Here is a 15,405-nt window from a genome sequence, read left to right as displayed (position 1 = left end):
GCCATGACCGTCGCTGGGATCGTCCTCGCGGCAGGGGGCGGCACGCGGCTGGGCGGGCGCGCGAAAGCGCTGCTCCCCCACCGCGGCCGCCCCCTGCTGCACACCGTGGTGGCCGCGCTCACCGCCGGCGGCTGCGACGAGGTCACGGTGGTCGCCGGCGCCTACGCCGGCGACGTCGTCGCCGCGTGTCCGCCCGGCGTCCGCTCCGTCGTCAATCCGCGCTGGGCCGAGGGGATGTCGACGTCGCTGCGGTGCGGGGTGGACGCCACGACCGGCCACGACGTGATCGCGCTGACGGTCGTCGACTTCCCTGGCATCACCGCCGAACTCGTCCGCACCGTACTCCTCGCGCACCGCCCGGGCACGATCACCCTGCCGGTGTTCGGGGACCGCCCCGGGCATCCCGTGGTGTTCGACCGCCGCGATGCCGAGGCGGCGGCCCGCGAGGCCGTCGGCGACGAGGGAGCCCGGCGATTCCTCACCCGCAACCGCGACCGGGTGCGACGGCTGGACTGCACGCGCCTCGCCGATCCCGGGGACATCGACGTCTCCGACGATCTGACGCTGCTGGACGGGCCGGGAATCACGCCCGCCGATACCTGATCGCCGAACCCAGCCCGATCGTCACGGCGCAGGAGAGGACCAGCATCGCGCAGACGGCCCCGAGCGCGGCCACTGTCGGCGTCGCCGTCCCGGGCAGCACCAGGGACGCGAGCAGGAGCGAGGCGAGCGAGGTGCCCACCGCCGACGCCGCGGTGCGCAGCACCGTCTGGCTGCCGGCCATCTCGCTGGTGTTGTGCTCCGGGACGGACTCGACGAGCAGGTTCGGCAGCGCCGTGTACGCGAACGCCGTCGCCACCGACACGGCCACGACCAGCAGCGTCATGCCGATCACCGATGCGCGGAAGAAGAAGAACCCGGTACACGCGACGAGGAACATCACGCTGCCTAGCAGCAACGACGTCCGCGCCCCCACGGCGGCGGCGATCCTGCCCGCGACCGGGGTGAATGCCATGCCGATCATCGCGCCGACGAACGACAGCGTTCCGGCGTAGGTCGGCGAGAGTCCCAGGCCGAACGGCGCGGTGGCCGGGCTCTGCATGATGATCGGGATGATCATCGTCCCGACGCCGATCGGTCCGACGCCGAGTGCGACCCCGGCGAGCATCGTCAGGGCGACGTTGCGCTCGGCGAGCAGGCGCAGGTTCACGATCGGAGACGTCCGGCCCAGTTCCCACCACACCCAGCAGGCGAACACCGCGGCGCCGAGGACGATCGGACCCAGCACGCGGGCGTCGCTCCAGCCCCAGGAGCGGCTCTGGGTCAGACCGAACAGGACGGACGCCACCGACACCGCCAGGCCGACCGCGCCGACGACGTCGATCGGTTGCCGCCGAGCGGTGCGGCGCCGCCACGGCAGCACGGCCTCGACCAGGAAGAGACAGACGAGCGCGTAGCCGGCGGCGACGACGAAGATGTACCGCCAGTCGCCCAGGTCGATGAGGACGCCGGCGACCAGCAGGGAGGCCGCGCCGGCCGCGACGGCCGACCCGGAGATCAGCGCGACCGCCATGGGGACGCGCTCGGCCGGCAGGTGTTCGCGGGCCAGGCCGATGCACAGCGGCAGGATCGCTCCGGCCACACCCTGGATCGCCCGGCCGGCGATGATGGCCTCGAGGGTCCCGAACGCCATGCTGACGACGGAGCCGGTGGCAGCGCAGGCCAGCACGAACATCAGCACCCGTTCGCGGCCGTACATGTCGCCGAGCCGGCCGCACACCGCCGCCGAGGCAGCCGCCACCAGCAGGAACGCCGTCACGGTCCATCCGACCGCGGAGGCGTCCGCCTCGAAGACCCGGGCGAACGTCGGCAGCGCCGCGTACATCATCGACGTCTCGAATGCGCTGATGACTTCGACGGCGATGAGAATGGCCACCACCGCCCACACGGGTCGGGTCCGCTCGTAGCGGCGTTCGGCGCGGGTCGAGGGTGCCCGTTCGGGTGCCAACGATGTACTCATGAAAACTCCTACGGTTCGTCGATGTGAACCGTACGGACGAAGTGCTCCGAGTGTGACGCAGGACCCACTGAGCGGGACCGGACGAGTCGCGGCGTTCCTATGCTCCGGCCATGTGCCGGACCGCCAGGTGGGCGAACAACGCGCTGGTGCCGATCGGGTTGCCACCGCCGGGGTAGACGGTGCCGCTCGGGGCGGCCATCGTGTTGCCCGCCGCGTACAGCCCGGCGATGGGCGTCCCGGCGCCGTCGAGCACGCGGCCGACCGTGTCGGTGCGCAAGCCGCCCTTGGTGCCGAGGTCCGAGATGCCGAACTGCGCGGCGTGGAACGGGCCCTTCTCGATCGGGACCAGCGCCGAACCGCCGCCGGTGAACGCCACGTCGTAGGGCTCGTCCCCGCGGCCGAAGTCCTCGTCGACGCCGCCGGCGGCGAGGCGGTTGAACCGCGCGACGGTCGCCTCGAGCGCCTCGGCCGGCACTCCGATCTGCCCGGCGAGTTCGGCGAGCGTGTCGGCGGTCTTCCACAGTCCCGCCGCCTCGTACTTCTCGGTCTCCACGAGCGGCACGTTCGTCGCCGCGATCGGCGGCACGACGCCGCCCCGGTCGTCGTAGATCATCCAGAACGGCAGCGTCATCTCACCCTCGTCCATCCGGGCGATGATGTCGCGGCCGAGCCGGTCGTAGGGCGCGTACTCGTTGGTGAAGCGGTTGCCGTCCTGGTCGACGAAGATGCCGCCGGTGAAGCACAGCGCGAAGGCCGACCGCCCGTCGGGATGGGTCAGTCCCGGGGACCACCACGCCTCGCTCATCAGGTCGACGTCGGCACCGATCGCGATGGCCGCCCGATGCGCCTTGCCGAGGTTGGACCACGGCCCCATCGAATCGCGGGCCGCCCCGGGAACGCCGTACTCCCGGCGCATCTCGTCGTTGTGGTCGAATCCGCCGGCGGCCAGCACGACGCCCTTGCGGGCGCGCACGGCGCGGCGCTCGCCGCCGTGGGAGACGATCGCGCCGACCACGGCGCCGTCCTCGACGACGAGTTCCTCGAGCGCGGTGTTCCGATGCAACTGCACGTTCGGGTACTTGCGCATGGCGAGCAGGAACCGGCCGATGAGGGCACGTCCGCCGATCAGCTTGTCCGGCAACGGATCCCCGTTGCGCTCGCGACCCAGCGGCCCGCGGACGGATTCGTTGAGTTCCGGGTCGTCGACGACGGACCGCGGGGTCGGTGCGATGTGACGGCCCTTCGCGCTGGCCTTGGGAGCCTTGCCGAAGTAGTCCGGCCACGGGTAGGCGGTGAACTCGATGTCCTCGTCGGCCTCGAGATAGTCGATCAGGGGTGCGCCGCCGCGCACATAGGCGTCCTGCAGTTCGCGGGGGGTGCGGTCGCCGACGACCGCGTGATAATAGGTCAGGGCGTCGTCGATGGTGTCGTCGTCGCCGGCCCGTCGCAGCACCGCGTTGGTGGGGAACCAGACCCCGCCGCCGCCGGAATATGCGGTGGTGCCGCCGAAGTACTCGGAGGCCTCGACCAGGACGACGGACAGTCCCTCGCGGGCAGCGGTGTAGGCGCCACAGCAGCCGCCGGCGCCCGATCCGACGACGAGGACGTCGCATTCTTCCGCCCATTCCACCATGTTCGATGCCTTTCGCCGATTCCGTTCCAGGAGCACGTGACACTATTTCCGCAACCGCGGCGCGCGGGAGGAGACGTCTCACTGGGTGGAACAACAGGCACGGCCCCTGCTGCGCGGGTTCTCTCGGGGCTCGGCGCCGAGTCCCGCTGTTCGGCCCGCGCAGGCCGGACCCGGCACGGCGGCGGTCGCGCAAACAGGTCCCGGCCAGTAGGACCGAAAGCCGGGGGCGCCTCGGCGGCCGAATACTGTGGGCGAGCACCCCGCCCTCACCCCCAATTTCGGCGGGGTGCACCCATGCCACCGGCTCCCGCAGCCCCGCTCACACGGAAAGCGCGGCGGCGCCGGGGGATTCCCGATCTCTCGGCGCCGCCCCACCCGGGTCAGTGCTCGACCGGGCAGCCGCCCTGCGTCTTGTAGTCCACCCGGAACTCCTTGATGCCGTTGAGCCAGCCGGAGCGCAGCCGCTTCGGATCGGCGACCTTGGTGATGTCGGGCATGTAGTCGGCGATCGCGTTGAACACGAGGTCGATCTCCATCCGCGCCAGGTTCGCGCCGAGGCAGTAGTGCGCACCGGTACCGCCGAAGGCGAGGTGCGGGTTGGGATCTCGCAGGACATCGAAGGTGCGGGGGTTCTCGAACACCTCTTCGTCGTTGTTCGCCGACGCGTACAGCATCACGACGCGGTCGCCCTTGCGGATCGTCCGGCCGCCGAGCTCGGTGTCCTCGAGCGCGGTGCGCTGGAACGACGTGACCGGCGTGGCCCAGCGGATGATCTCGTCGGCCGCGGTCTTCGGCCGGTCCCGCTTGAAGATCTCCCACTGCTCCGGGTTGTCGAGGAACGCCGCCATCCCGTGCGTGATCGCGTTGCGGGTGGTCTCGTTGCCGGCGACGGCGAGCACGATGAAGAAGAAGCCGAATTCCTCGGGCGAGAGCTCGTCACCGTCGATGTCGGCCTCGATCAGGGTGGTGACGATGTCGTCGGCCGGGCACTCCTTGCGGGCGGCGGCCATCTGGTACGCGTAGCCGAGGACCTCCATCGACGCGGCCGCCGGGTCGGCGGTGTTGTCCGGGTCGTCGTAGCCGGTCATCTGATTCGACCACTCGAAGATCTTGTCGCGGTCCTCCTGCGGGACGCCGATGAGTTCGGCGATGGCCTGCAGCGGCAGCTCCGCGGCGACCTGGGTGACGAAGTCGCCCCCGCCGGCCCGGCAGGCCTCCTCGACGATCTTCTTCGCGCGGGCGTTCAGCTCGTCGCGAAGGCCGTTGATCGCGCGCGGGGTGAAACCGCGGGCGACGAGCTTGCGCAGCTTGGTGTGCTCGGGCGCATCCTTGTTGAGCAGGACGTGGCGCTGCAGTTCGATGGCCTCGCGCGGGATGTCGTCGTTGAACCGCGGGATCGCGGTGTTCTCCCAGTTGGAGAACACGTCGCTCCGGCGGGAGACCTCACGGACCTCCTCGTGCCGGGACACGACCCAGAATCCCTCGTCGTGGAATCCGCCGACGTCCGGGGATTTCTTGTTCCACCAGACGGGGGCCGTCCTACGCAGCTCGGCGAACTCCTCGAACGGCATCCGCTCGGCGTAGAGATCCGGATCGGTGAAGTCGATGTCTTCGGGGATGTTGGGCTGCGCCACTGAATTCTCTCCTGCCCTGACGAGTGCACCGTGTCGTGATGTGGAACACGTTCTAAAAGCATTCAAGCACAGGGCGGCCCGCAGGCCAAGGAATCGCCAAGTCCCGATCATTCGGACCCCGCCTTGTCTGCCCCGGAAACCTGTTCTACTTTGCGAGGACAAGGACCAGAAAGGAGCCCACCGTGGGCACACCAGTCATCGTCGAGGCGGCACGCACCCCGATCGGCAAGCGCGGCGGCTGGCTCGCCGGCCTGCATGCGGCCGAGCTTCTCGGGGCCGCACAGAGCGGACTGATCGAGCGCGCGGGCCTCGATCCCGCCCTCGTCGAGCAGGTGATCGGCGGGTGTGTCACCCAGGCCGGCGCGCAGTCCAACAACATCACCCGCACCGCGTGGCTGCACGCCGGCCTGCCGTGGCAGGTCGGCGCCACCACGGTCGACTGCCAGTGCGGGTCGGCCCAGCAGGCCAACCACCTGATCGCCGGACTCATCGCCACCGGCGCCATCGACGTCGGCATCGCCTGCGGCATCGAGGCGATGTCGCAGGTGCCGCTCGGCGCGAACGTCGGCGAACTCGCCGGCCCGCGGCGGCCCGAGTCGTGGAACATCGACCTGCCCAACCAGTTCGAGGCGGCCGAGCGCATCGCCCGCCGTCGCGGCATCACCCGCGAGGACGTCGACGCGCTCGGCGTCCGGTCGCAGGCGCTGGCCAAGCAGGCGTGGGACGAGGGCCGCTTCGACCGCGAGGTGCTGCCCGTCGTCGCGCCCGTCGTCGACAAGGAGGGCACCCTCACCGGCGAGAAGCAGACCGTCGCCCGCGACCAGGGCCTGCGCGAGACGACCACGGAATCGCTCGCGAAGCTGAAGCCGGTCCTCGACGGCGGCATCCACACCGCCGGCACCTCGTCGCAGATCTCCGACGGCGCTGCTGCGGTGCTGCTCATGGACTCCGACCGCGCCGCGGCGCTCGGCCTGAAGCCGCGGGCCCGGATCGTCTCGCAGGCCCTCGTCGGCGCCGAGCCCGAGTTCCATCTCGACGGCCCGGTGCAGGCGACGAGCCGCGTCCTCGAGAAGTCCGGGATGACGATCCGCGACCTGGACCTGTTCGAGGTCAACGAGGCGTTCGCGTCGGTGCTGCTGTCGTGGGCGCGGGTGCACGAGCCCGACATGGACAAGGTCAACGTGAACGGCGGCGCGATCGCGCTCGGCCACCCCGTCGGCTCGACCGGCTCGCGGCTGATCACCACCGCGCTGCACGAGCTCGAGCGGCGCGACGGCGCCACTGCGCTGATCACCATGTGCGCGGGCGGCGCGCTGGCCACCGGCACGATCATCGAGCGGATCTGACATGAACGGGGCCGCTGCGCCGAAGGGTCTCGACTCGAAGTGGACCGTGCCGATCATCAAGTGGATGTCGCGCGCCAACGTGGCGGCCTATCAGGCCACCGGCGGCCGGATCGGGGGAAAGTGGCGGGTGGGCAGCGCCTTTCCGTGGGGCATCCCCGTCTGCCTGCTGACCACCACGGGCCGGAAGACGGGACGGCCGCGGACCGTTCCGCTGCTGTTCCTCGAGGACGACGAGCGGGTGGTGCTCGTCGCGTCCCAGGGCGGCCTGCCCGAGCACCCGCTGTGGTTCCGCAACATCCAGGCCGATCCGCGGGTGACCGTGCAGGTGAAGTCCCGGGTGCGGCAGATGACGGCACGGGCGGCGACGCCCGACGAGCGGTCGCACTACTGGCCGCGGCTGGTGGCAATGTACGCGGATTTCGACAATTATCAGTCCTGGACGGATCGGGTCATCCCGGTGGTGGTGTGCGAGTGACCCTCGCGGGAGCCGGCACGACCGGGCACGAACCAGTGGGGTGCCCGGTCGAGCTGCTCTCGAGAAGGGATGTCACCCGATGACAACCGCGAACCACGATCAGGTACTCGACAAGCGGGAGATCGCGGCGGCACTGCTGCGCGCGCTCGAACGCCGGCACGAGGTCCTCGATGCCATCGTCGAGAGCAACGACAGGGCCGAGGCCGTCGCGACCGTCGCGCGGCTGCTCGACACGGACGAGTTCTGCGCCGAAGCGGTGCTCAACCTTCCGTTCCGGCGGCTGACCAAGGCGGAGCGCAAGAAGATCCGGGAGGAGCTCGACGACCTCGACGCGGTGCTCAAGTGGACGCCCGCCGAGCGTCCCTACGCCACCGGCGCCCATTTCCGGCTGCGTCAGTTCAGCGACAGCGAGCCGGACCGCGAGCTGTTCCGCGTCCGGTGCGAGGAGCAGCTCGGCGACGCGGGTGCAGCGCGGGTGGAACAGGAGCGCGCCGCCGGCCTGTCGCGCATCGACGACGAGTCCGCGGTGTGGCTGGTCGCCGAGGACCTGTCCGGCACCGAACCCAAGCCGGTCGGCTTCGCGTTCGGCGAGTTGCAGGGCCATGAGGTCGACGTCGCGATCTGGGTCCACCCCGAGCTGCGCAAGCAGGGCTACGGCACCGCGACCCTCAAGCACGCCCGCACCGAGCTGGCCGCGTACTTCCCCGGCACCACCATCATCGTCCGCTCGCCCGCGTAGGCGGCTGCGCCGCCGGTGCGTCCTTCGGGTCGTTCCCACCGCCCAAAGGACGCACCGGCAGCTTCGCTGCCTACGCCCCGTAGACCGGGGTCGGGGGCTCGCTGCGCGCGATCAGCTTCTCCACCACCGGGCCGAGTTCCTTCGGATCCCAGCGCTCGCCCTTGTCGATCGCCTCGCCGTGCCGCCAGCCGTCGGCGACGGAAACCCTGCCGCCCTCCACCTCGAAGACTCGGCCCGTGACGTCCTTCGATTCGGCGCTGCCGAGCCACACCACCAGCGGTGAGACGTTTTCCGGGGCCATCGCGTCGAAGCCCTGTTCCGGGGCGGCCATCGACTCGGCCATCGCGCCCCCCGCGCCCACGGTCATGCGGGTCCGGGCGGCCGGCGCGATCGCGTTGACGGTGACGCCGTACCGGGCGAACTCGGCGGCCGCCTGGATCGTGAGGGCCGCGATCCCGGCCTTCGCCGCGGCATAGTTGCCCTGGCCGACGCTGCCCATCAGGCCGGCGCCCGAGCTGGTGTTGACGATCCGCGCGTCCACCGGGTTGCCGGCCTTCGCCTCCCCGCGCCAGTACGCCATCGCGTGCCGCATCGGGGCGAAGTGACCCTTGAGGTGCACCCGGATCACGGCGTCCCACTCCTCCTCGCTCATGTTGGCGAGCATGCGGTCCCGCAGGAATCCCGCATTATTGACCAGGACGTCGAGCCGTCCGAAGGTGTCCAGGGCCGTCTGCACCAGGTTCTCCGCGCCGGTCCAGTCGGCCACGTCGTCGCCGTTGACGACGGCCTCGCCGCCCGCCGCCCGGATCTCCGCGACGACCTGCTCGGCGGGGCTCTCCCCCGTCGCGGAACCGTCCGCTCCGGCCCCGATGTCGTTGACCACGACCTTCGCGCCCTCGGCCGCGAAGGCCAGCGCGTGGGCCCGCCCGATGCCGCGCCCCGCGCCGGTGACGATCACGACGCGCCCGTTGACCAGTCCACTCACTTGTCTTCTCCTCGAATAGATGTCGTTGTCGGGGAATCCGGGCGACATGCTCGCCCCGCCTCCACGATTCCGCTCCCTGGGGTCTGCGCCCCGCATGTGCTAACTTACCAAGCAATCGCTTGGTTCGGTACAGACGTTAGGAACCTGCCATGGGCATCACCTCGACCACCGACGGCGCGGGCATCACCACGGTCACCGTCGACTACCCGCCTGTGAACGCCATCCCCTCCCAGGGCTGGTTCGAACTGGCCGACGCGGTCCTGGCCGCAGGCAAGGATCCGGCCACGCACGTGGTGATCCTGCGCGCGGAGGGCCGCGGCTTCAATGCCGGCGTCGACATCAAGGAGATGCAGGCCACCGACGGCCACGGCGCCCTCATCGCGGCCAACCGGGGCTGCGCCGCCGCCTTCGGCGCCGTCTACGACTGCGCCGTCCCCGTCGTGGTCGCCGTGAACGGCTTCTGCGTCGGCGGCGGCATCGGCCTGGTCGGCAACGCCGACGTCATCGTCGCCTCCGACGACGCCGTCTTCGGCCTGCCCGAGGTGGATCGCGGCGCTCTCGGCGCCGCCACGCACCTCGCCCGGCTGGTGCCGCAGCACATGATGCGCACCCTCTACTACACGGCGCAGAACGTCACGGCCCAGCAGCTCGAGCACTTCGGCTCGGTGTACAAGGTCGTCCCGCGCGCCGACCTCGACGCCACCGCCCGCGAGATCGCCGAGAAGATCGCGGCGAAGGACACCCGCGTCATCCGGTGCGCCAAAGAAGCCATCAACGGCATCGACCCGGTGGACGTGAAGGAAAGCTACCGCTTCGAGCAGGGCTTCACCTTCGAACTCAACCTCGCCGGCATCGCGGACGAGCACCGCGACGAGTTCGTCGCCACCGGCAAGCCGCGCGCCAACCACTGACCAGGAGACGAGAAACACCATGCGTGACAAGAGGATGTCGCTCGACGACGTGGTCGGCGAGCTGCGCAGCGGCATGACGATCGGCATCGGGGGCTGGGGGTCGCGGCGCAAGCCGATGGCGCTCGTCCGCGCGATCCTGCGCTCGGACGTGAAGGACCTGACCGTCGTGACCTACGGCGGCCCGGACCTGGGGCTGCTGTGCTCGGCCGGGAAGGTGAAGAAGGCGTACTACGGGTTCGTCTCCCTCGACTCGGCCCCCTTCTACGACCCGTGGTTCGCCAAGGCGCGCACGAACGGGGAGATCGTCGCGCGGGAGATGGACGAGGGCATGGTCAAGTGCGGCCTCGAGGCGGCCGCCGCCCGGTTGCCGTTCCTGCCGATCCGGGCGGGACTCGGTTCCGCCGTCCCGGACTTCTGGGAGGGTGAGCTGCGGACCGTCACCTCGCCGTACCCCGACGCGTCCGGCACGCCCGAGACGCTGATCGCGATGCCGGCACTGAATCTCGATGCCGCCCTGGTGCATCTGAACATCGGCGACGCGCACGGCAACGCCGCCTACACCGGCGTCGACCCCTACTTCGACGACCTGTACTGCCTGGCGGCGGAGAAGCGGTACGTCTCGGTCGAGCGCATCGTCGAGACCGAGGAACTCGTCAAGTCCGTTCCGCTGCAGTCGATCATCCTCAATCGCATGATGGTCGACGGGGTCGTGGAGGCACCGGACGGCGCCCACTTCACCCTCGCCGGCGACAGCTACGGCCGCGACGAGAAATTCCAGCGCCACTACGCCGAGGCCGCGAAGGACCCGCAGACCTGGCAGGCGTTCGTCGACCGGTTCCTCTCCGGCAGCGAGGACGACTACCGAGCCGCCGTCAAGACTTTCACCGAGGAGCAGGCATGACCGACACGACCACCCCGGCGACGACGGGCACGGTGACCCGGGCCGAGTACTGCGCCATCGCATGCGCCGAGATCTTCGCCGGGGCAGGCGAAATCATGGCCAGCCCGATGGCGACGCTGCCGCTGATCGGCGCCCGCCTCGCCCGGCTGACCACCGAACCGGACCTGCTCATCACCGACGGGGAGGCGCTGATCCTCGCGGACACTCCCGCCCTCGGAGCGAAGGGCCCGATCGAGGGCTGGATGCCGTTCCGCAAGGTGTTCGACGTCGTCGCCTCCGGCCGCCGCCACGTGGTGATGGGCGCCAACCAGATCGACCGGCACGGCAACCAGAATCTCTCCGCGTTCGGCCCGCTGCAGCACCCCACCCGGCAGATGTTCGGCGTGCGGGGCGCCCCCGGCAACACCATCAACCACCCGACGAGCTACTGGGTCGGCAAGCACAACACGCGCGCGTTCTGCGACAAGGTCGACATCGTCTCGGGCGTCGGCTACGACAGGGTGGACCCGGCCAACCCGGCCTTCAAGTACCTGCACCTGCACCGGGTGGTCACCAATCTCGGGTCGTTCGACTTCGGCGGTCCCGGCCACACGATGCGGGCACTGGCCCTGCACCCGGGGGTCACGGCGGAGCAGGTCGCGGAGAACACCTCCTTCGAGGTGGCCGGCCTCGACGAGGCGGGCGTGACCCGCGAGCCCACCGCCGAGGAGCTGCGCCTGATCCGCGAGGTCCTCGATCCGCGCGGCCTGCGGGATCGGGAGGTGGCGGTATGAGCCCGCGCCTGACGACGGCACTGACCGACCTCGTCGGCATCGAGCACCCGATCGTCCAGACGGGGATGGGCTGGGTGTCCGGCCCGCGCCTGACCGCGGCGACCTCCAACGCGGGCGGTCTCGGCATCCTGGCCTCGGCGACGATGACGTACGAGGAACTCGAGGCCGCCGTCGCGAAGACGAAGGCGGCGACGGACAAGCCTTTCGGCGTGAACATCCGGGCCGACGCGTCGGACGCCGCCCAGCGCATCGACCTGCTCATCCGTGAGAACGTCAAGGTCGCGTCCTTCGCCCTCGCGCCCAGGAAGGAACTGATCGCCAAGCTCAAGGACCACGGCATCGTGGTGATCCCGTCCATCGGCGCCGCGAAGCACGCGGTGAAGGTCGCCTCGTGGGGGGCCGACGCGGTGATCGTGCAAGGCGGCGAGGGCGGTGGGCACACCGGGCCGGTGGCCACGACGCTGCTGCTGCCGAGCGTGCTCGACGCGGTCGACATCCCGGTCGTCGCGGCCGGCGGATTCTTCGACGGGCGCGGGCTCGCCGCGGCGCTCGCCTACGGGGCGGCCGGCGTCGCCATGGGCACCCGGTTCCTGCTCACCAGCGACAGCGCCGTGCCCGACTCGGTGAAGCAGGAGTACCTGAGGCGGGGCCTGCAGGACACCACGGTCTCCCTCAAGGTCGACGGCATGCCGCACCGTGTGCTCAACACCGACCTCGTCGACAGCCTCGAGCGCGGCAGCTACGCGAAAGGCCTGCTCGCCGCCGCGAGGAACGCGGCGAAGTTCAAGGCCATGACCGGGATGAAGTGGTCGACGCTCGTCAAGGACGGCATCGCGATGAAGCGGGCGAGCGACCGCACGTGGCAGCAGATCATCATGGCGGCCAACACCCCCATGCTGCTCAAGGCCGGGCTCGTCGAGGGCAACACCGACGCCGGTGTGCTGGCCTCCGGGCAGGTCGTCGGCATGCTCGACGACCTGCCGAGCTGCCGGGAGCTGATCGACCGGATCGTCGCCGAGGCCGTGGAGCGGATCGACGCAGTGGCCGCGCTGCGCGGTCAGGACCAGGCCCCGCGTTCCGCGGCGTCGCGCACGTAGGTCTCGAAGGACACGGGCGGCCGGCCCGCTCAGCTCGTACGGGTCACCGGTGCAGCCGACCGGTCGACCCGGTCCTCGCGCCCGGCGGACGACACCACCTCCGCCGGGCGGAAGACCGTCAGGCCGCCGACGTGGTGGCGAAGACCCGCTTGACGAAATCGGCGACGGCGGCGCGCAACTCGCGGCTGCGGGGAACCGCGCCGGACATCCAGTACACGCCGTGCACCAACCCGTCGAAGCGGACGGTACGGACGTCCACACCCTCGGCGCGCAGCCGAGCGCCGTACTGTTCGGCCTCGTCGCGGGCGACCTCGTTCTCCGTCGTGAGGATGAGGGCCGGCGGGAGTCCGTCCACGCGGTCCGCCCGGGTGGGGACGGCGTAGGGGTTGTCGGCGTCCTCCGGTGCGGACAGGTACTGCTCCCAGAACCAGTCCAGGGCCGCGGCGGTGATGAGGTAGCCGTCGGCGTAGTCGATTCGGGACGGCAGCTGAGCGTTCGGGTCGATCACCGGGTAGATCAGCACCTGTCCGCGAAGGGCCGGCCCTCCCTGATCTCTGGAGCGCAGCGCGGTGACGGCCGCCAGATTCCCCCCGGCACTGTCGCCCATCACCACCATGTTGCCCGGGTCCCCGCCGTGCTCGGCGATGTGCGCGGCGACCCAGTTCAGGGCGGCCCAGGCGTCGTCGGCGGCCGCCGGAAACCGATGTTCGGGGGCTCGCCGGTAGGTGGCGGTCACAACGACCGCTCCCGTCTCGTTCGCGAGTGCCCGGGCGGGTTCGTCGACCACCTCGAGATCACCGGCGACGAACCCGCCGCCGTGGAAGTAGAGCACCACCGGGCGCGGACCGGTCCCTTCGGGAAGGTAGATCCGCAGCGGAAGCTCGGTGGTGTCGCTGACATAGTGGAGGTCTTCGATCCGGGCGACCGGTTCGGACGGGGCCTGCAAGCCGGTGAATGTGGACACGACCGCGCGGGCTTCGTCGATGGACATGTTCTCGAACGATTTCAGTCCTTGCGCCTGCAGTCCTGCGAGCAGTTGCTCGACGTGGTGGTCGAGTGCCATGGCATTTCCTTCCGGGGAATGGACGGTGGGGTCAGGAGACGGCGGTCGCGACCACCGCGCGCGAACTCGTCGTGTCGAAGCCGGTGTAGCCGCCGGCGACGACCTCGGCGCAGGTCTGCCGGTAGGTCGGGGCACCGCCGAGGTAGACCATGCAGGCCCTCGGCTTGCCGGGGATGTTGGCGCCCATGTACCAGGAGTTCGTCTGCGGCAGCAGGGTTTGCCCGGCGATCTCGTTGGTCAGGTGCAGCCAGTCGGTCTCGGCCTGCGCGGTCGGCTCGATCACGTCGAGCTCGTGGGCGCGCAGGTAGTCGATCGCGTCGGTGGCGAAGTCGACGTGGTCCTCGATGGCCAGCGGCATGTTGTAGAGCACCGACGGCGACTGCGGCCCGGTGATGGTGAACAGGTTCGGGAACCCGTGGATCATGATGCCGAGGTAGGTCCGCGGCCCGTAGGCCCATTTCTCGGCCAGCGTCTGTCCGCCGCGGCCGCGGATGTCCATCGCCAGCAGCGGCCCGGTCATGGCGTCGAAGCCGGTGGCCAGCACGATGGTGTCCACCTCGTACGTGCGCTCCCCCACCCGGACCCCGGTGGCGGTGATCTCGTCGATCGGAGTGTCCTTCACATCGACGATGTGCACGCTCTCGCGGTTGTAGGCCTCGTAGTAGTTCGTCTCGAGCGGGGGACGCTTGGTCCCGTAGGCGTAGCCCGCGGGTGCGAGCTTGTCGGCCTTGGCCGGGTCCTGCACCCGCTCGCGGATGCGTTCGCGGATGTACTCGGCGATGGTGTCGTTGGCCTCCTTGTCGAACAGGATGTCCTGGAAGCTGTCGATGAACAGCCGGAACCCGCCGGCGTTCCAGCGCTCGTCGAACACCCGGCGGCGCTCCTGCGCGTCGACGGCCAAAGCCGAGGGCTGGACCTGGTCGAACGGGACGCCGAGGAAGTGGTTGCGGGCTGCGTCGCGCAGACTCCGGTAGTTCTGCTTGGCCTCGGTCTCCACCTCCGGGTCGAGCGGCCCGTTGCCCAGCGGGGTGGCGAAGTTGGGGGTGCGCTGGAAGACGATCAGCTCCGCCGCCTCCTCGGCGATCAGGGGGATCGCCTGGATGCCGCTGGCACCGGCTCCGATGACCGCGACGCGCTTGCCTGCGAAGTCCACGCCCTCGTGCGGCCAGTTGCCGGTGAGCAGGACCTCGCCGCGGAAGTTCTCGATGCCGCCGAACTCGGGGGTCTTGGGGACCGAGAGGTTGCCGGCGCCGGAGATGAAGTACCGGCTGCGCACGCTGCGGCCGTCGTCGGTGTGCACCGTCCACATCGAGTTCTCGTCGTCCCAGTACACCCCGATCACCCGGGTGTCGAAGGTGATCCCCCTGCGCAGGTCGAAGCGGTCGGCGACGTGCTCGAGATACCGCAGGATCTCCGGCTGGCCGGCGAACTTCTCGCTCCACCGCCACTCCTGCTGCAGCTCTTCGTCGAAGGAGTACGAGTAGTGGATGCTCTCGATGTCGCAGCGAGCGCCCGGGTAGCGGTTCCAGTACCAGGTGCCGCCCACGTCGGCGCCGGCCTCGAACACCCGCACCGACAGGTTCATCTTGTCGCGCAGCTTGTGCAGGGCGTACAGGCCGGCGAAGCCGGCCCCCACGACGACGACGTCGACGTCGGGAGCGGAGAAATCGGTTTCGGTCATGGTGCGGGCTCCTCGCGGTCACAGGGATTCGGCCCCGTTCGGGGCGCTTCGATGCCTGACCACGACAATGACCCGCGTCACCTCACCCCCACGCGGGGGAAATCACCCCTTTCGATACCTGTGTTGGGCGTCACACCGCATTCGGGT

The 15,405-nt window shown here is 70.2% G+C and carries 14 protein-coding genes; 8 read left to right on the top strand and 6 right to left on the bottom strand.

All coding sequences use genetic code 11. The features are described from left to right. The first annotated feature begins 3 nt into the window (after positions 1–3). On the top strand, positions 4–603 hold the full coding sequence (locus tag ISO16_RS21410) for a nucleotidyltransferase family protein (RefSeq protein WP_072634278.1): 600 nt from the start codon (positions 4–6) through the stop codon (positions 601–603). Here ISO16_RS21410 and ISO16_RS21405 read toward each other — a convergent pair. The 3 genes from ISO16_RS21405 to ISO16_RS21395 form a co-directional block, all read right to left on the bottom strand. Beyond that, positions 584–2,020, bottom strand: coding sequence for an MFS transporter (locus tag ISO16_RS21405; RefSeq protein ID WP_230304406.1), 1,437 nt, complete (start codon positions 2,018–2,020; stop codon positions 584–586). The two genes, ISO16_RS21410 and ISO16_RS21405, sit on opposite strands and share 20 nt — an antisense overlap. Before the next feature lie 97 nt (positions 2,021–2,117). Beyond that, positions 2,118–3,689 carry an FAD-binding protein gene (locus ISO16_RS21400; RefSeq protein WP_072634276.1) on the bottom strand — a complete coding sequence of 524 codons (1,572 nt, stop codon included), beginning with the start codon at positions 3,687–3,689 and terminating at the stop codon, positions 2,118–2,120. Between the two features lie 344 nt (positions 3,690–4,033). Continuing rightward, complete coding sequence (locus tag ISO16_RS21395; protein WP_029541008.1) at positions 4,034–5,287, bottom strand: cytochrome P450; 1,254 nt, start codon at positions 5,285–5,287, stop codon at positions 4,034–4,036. A 182-nt stretch (positions 5,288–5,469) separates the two neighbouring features. Here ISO16_RS21395 and ISO16_RS21390 point away from each other — a divergent pair, with 182 nt between their 5' ends. The 3 genes from ISO16_RS21390 (at position 5,470) to ISO16_RS21380 (ending at position 7,847) form a co-directional block, all read left to right on the top strand. Further along, the gene (locus tag ISO16_RS21390; protein WP_050034578.1) at positions 5,470–6,633 is read left to right on the top strand and encodes a steroid 3-ketoacyl-CoA thiolase; all 1,164 of its coding nucleotides are present in this window, start codon (positions 5,470–5,472) and stop codon (positions 6,631–6,633) included. 1 nt (position 6,634) lies between these two features. Then, entirely contained in the window at positions 6,635–7,108 is a 474-nt protein-coding gene (locus ISO16_RS21385; protein WP_029541004.1) for a nitroreductase family deazaflavin-dependent oxidoreductase, read from the top strand. Between the two features lie 79 nt (positions 7,109–7,187). Continuing rightward, positions 7,188–7,847 carry a GNAT family N-acetyltransferase gene (locus ISO16_RS21380; protein WP_029541002.1) on the top strand — a complete coding sequence of 220 codons (660 nt, stop codon included), beginning with the start codon at positions 7,188–7,190 and terminating at the stop codon, positions 7,845–7,847. Positions 7,848–7,917: 70 nt separating this feature from the next. Here the strand turns inward: ISO16_RS21380 and ISO16_RS21375 are convergent, their stop codons facing one another. Further along, positions 7,918–8,832: an SDR family oxidoreductase gene (locus ISO16_RS21375; protein ID WP_072634275.1), complete on the bottom strand. Its 915-nt coding sequence runs from the start codon at positions 8,830–8,832 to the stop codon at positions 7,918–7,920. Positions 8,833–8,981: 149 nt separating this feature from the next. Here ISO16_RS21375 and echA20 point away from each other — a divergent pair, with 149 nt between their 5' ends. From echA20 to ISO16_RS21355, 4 genes are read left to right on the top strand one after another with little or no spacing between them, the layout of a single operon-like run. Then, a complete protein-coding gene (echA20, locus tag ISO16_RS21370; protein ID WP_072634274.1) occupies positions 8,982–9,743 on the top strand; it encodes a (7aS)-7a-methyl-1,5-dioxo-2,3,5,6,7,7a-hexahydro-1H-indene-carboxyl-CoA hydrolase in 762 nt (253 codons plus the stop codon). A 19-nt stretch (positions 9,744–9,762) separates the two neighbouring features. Further along, on the top strand, positions 9,763–10,644 hold the full coding sequence (ipdA, locus tag ISO16_RS21365) for a cholesterol ring-cleaving hydrolase subunit IpdA (protein ID WP_006937805.1): 882 nt from the start codon (positions 9,763–9,765) through the stop codon (positions 10,642–10,644). Beyond that, positions 10,641–11,417, top strand: coding sequence for a cholesterol ring-cleaving hydrolase subunit IpdB (ipdB, locus tag ISO16_RS21360; RefSeq protein ID WP_006937804.1), 777 nt, complete (start codon positions 10,641–10,643; stop codon positions 11,415–11,417). The genes ipdA and ipdB overlap by 4 nt, the downstream gene beginning before the upstream one ends. Further along, positions 11,414–12,514, top strand: coding sequence for an NAD(P)H-dependent flavin oxidoreductase (locus tag ISO16_RS21355; RefSeq protein ID WP_072634273.1), 1,101 nt, complete (start codon positions 11,414–11,416; stop codon positions 12,512–12,514). The genes ipdB and ISO16_RS21355 overlap by 4 nt, the downstream gene beginning before the upstream one ends. Positions 12,515–12,632: 118 nt before the next feature. Here ISO16_RS21355 and ISO16_RS21350 read toward each other — a convergent pair whose 3' ends face one another. Both ISO16_RS21350 and ISO16_RS21345 read right to left on the bottom strand, forming a co-directional pair. Beyond that, positions 12,633–13,577, bottom strand: a complete 945-nt coding sequence (locus ISO16_RS21350; protein WP_072634272.1) for an alpha/beta hydrolase — start codon at positions 13,575–13,577, stop codon at positions 12,633–12,635. A gap of 31 nt (positions 13,578–13,608) precedes the next feature. Continuing rightward, a complete protein-coding gene (locus ISO16_RS21345; RefSeq protein WP_072634271.1) occupies positions 13,609–15,258 on the bottom strand; it encodes a flavin-containing monooxygenase in 1,650 nt (549 codons plus the stop codon). Positions 15,259–15,405: the final 147 nt, after the last annotated feature.

Origin of the sequence: Rhodococcus sp. M8, from assembly GCF_015654185.1 — a bacterium.
In the GTDB taxonomy this organism is placed as follows: Bacteria; Actinomycetota; Actinomycetes; order Mycobacteriales; family Mycobacteriaceae; genus Rhodococcus; species Rhodococcus aetherivorans.
Note: the sequence above shows the minus strand (reverse complement) of the source record. Positions and strands in the feature narration are given on the sequence as shown.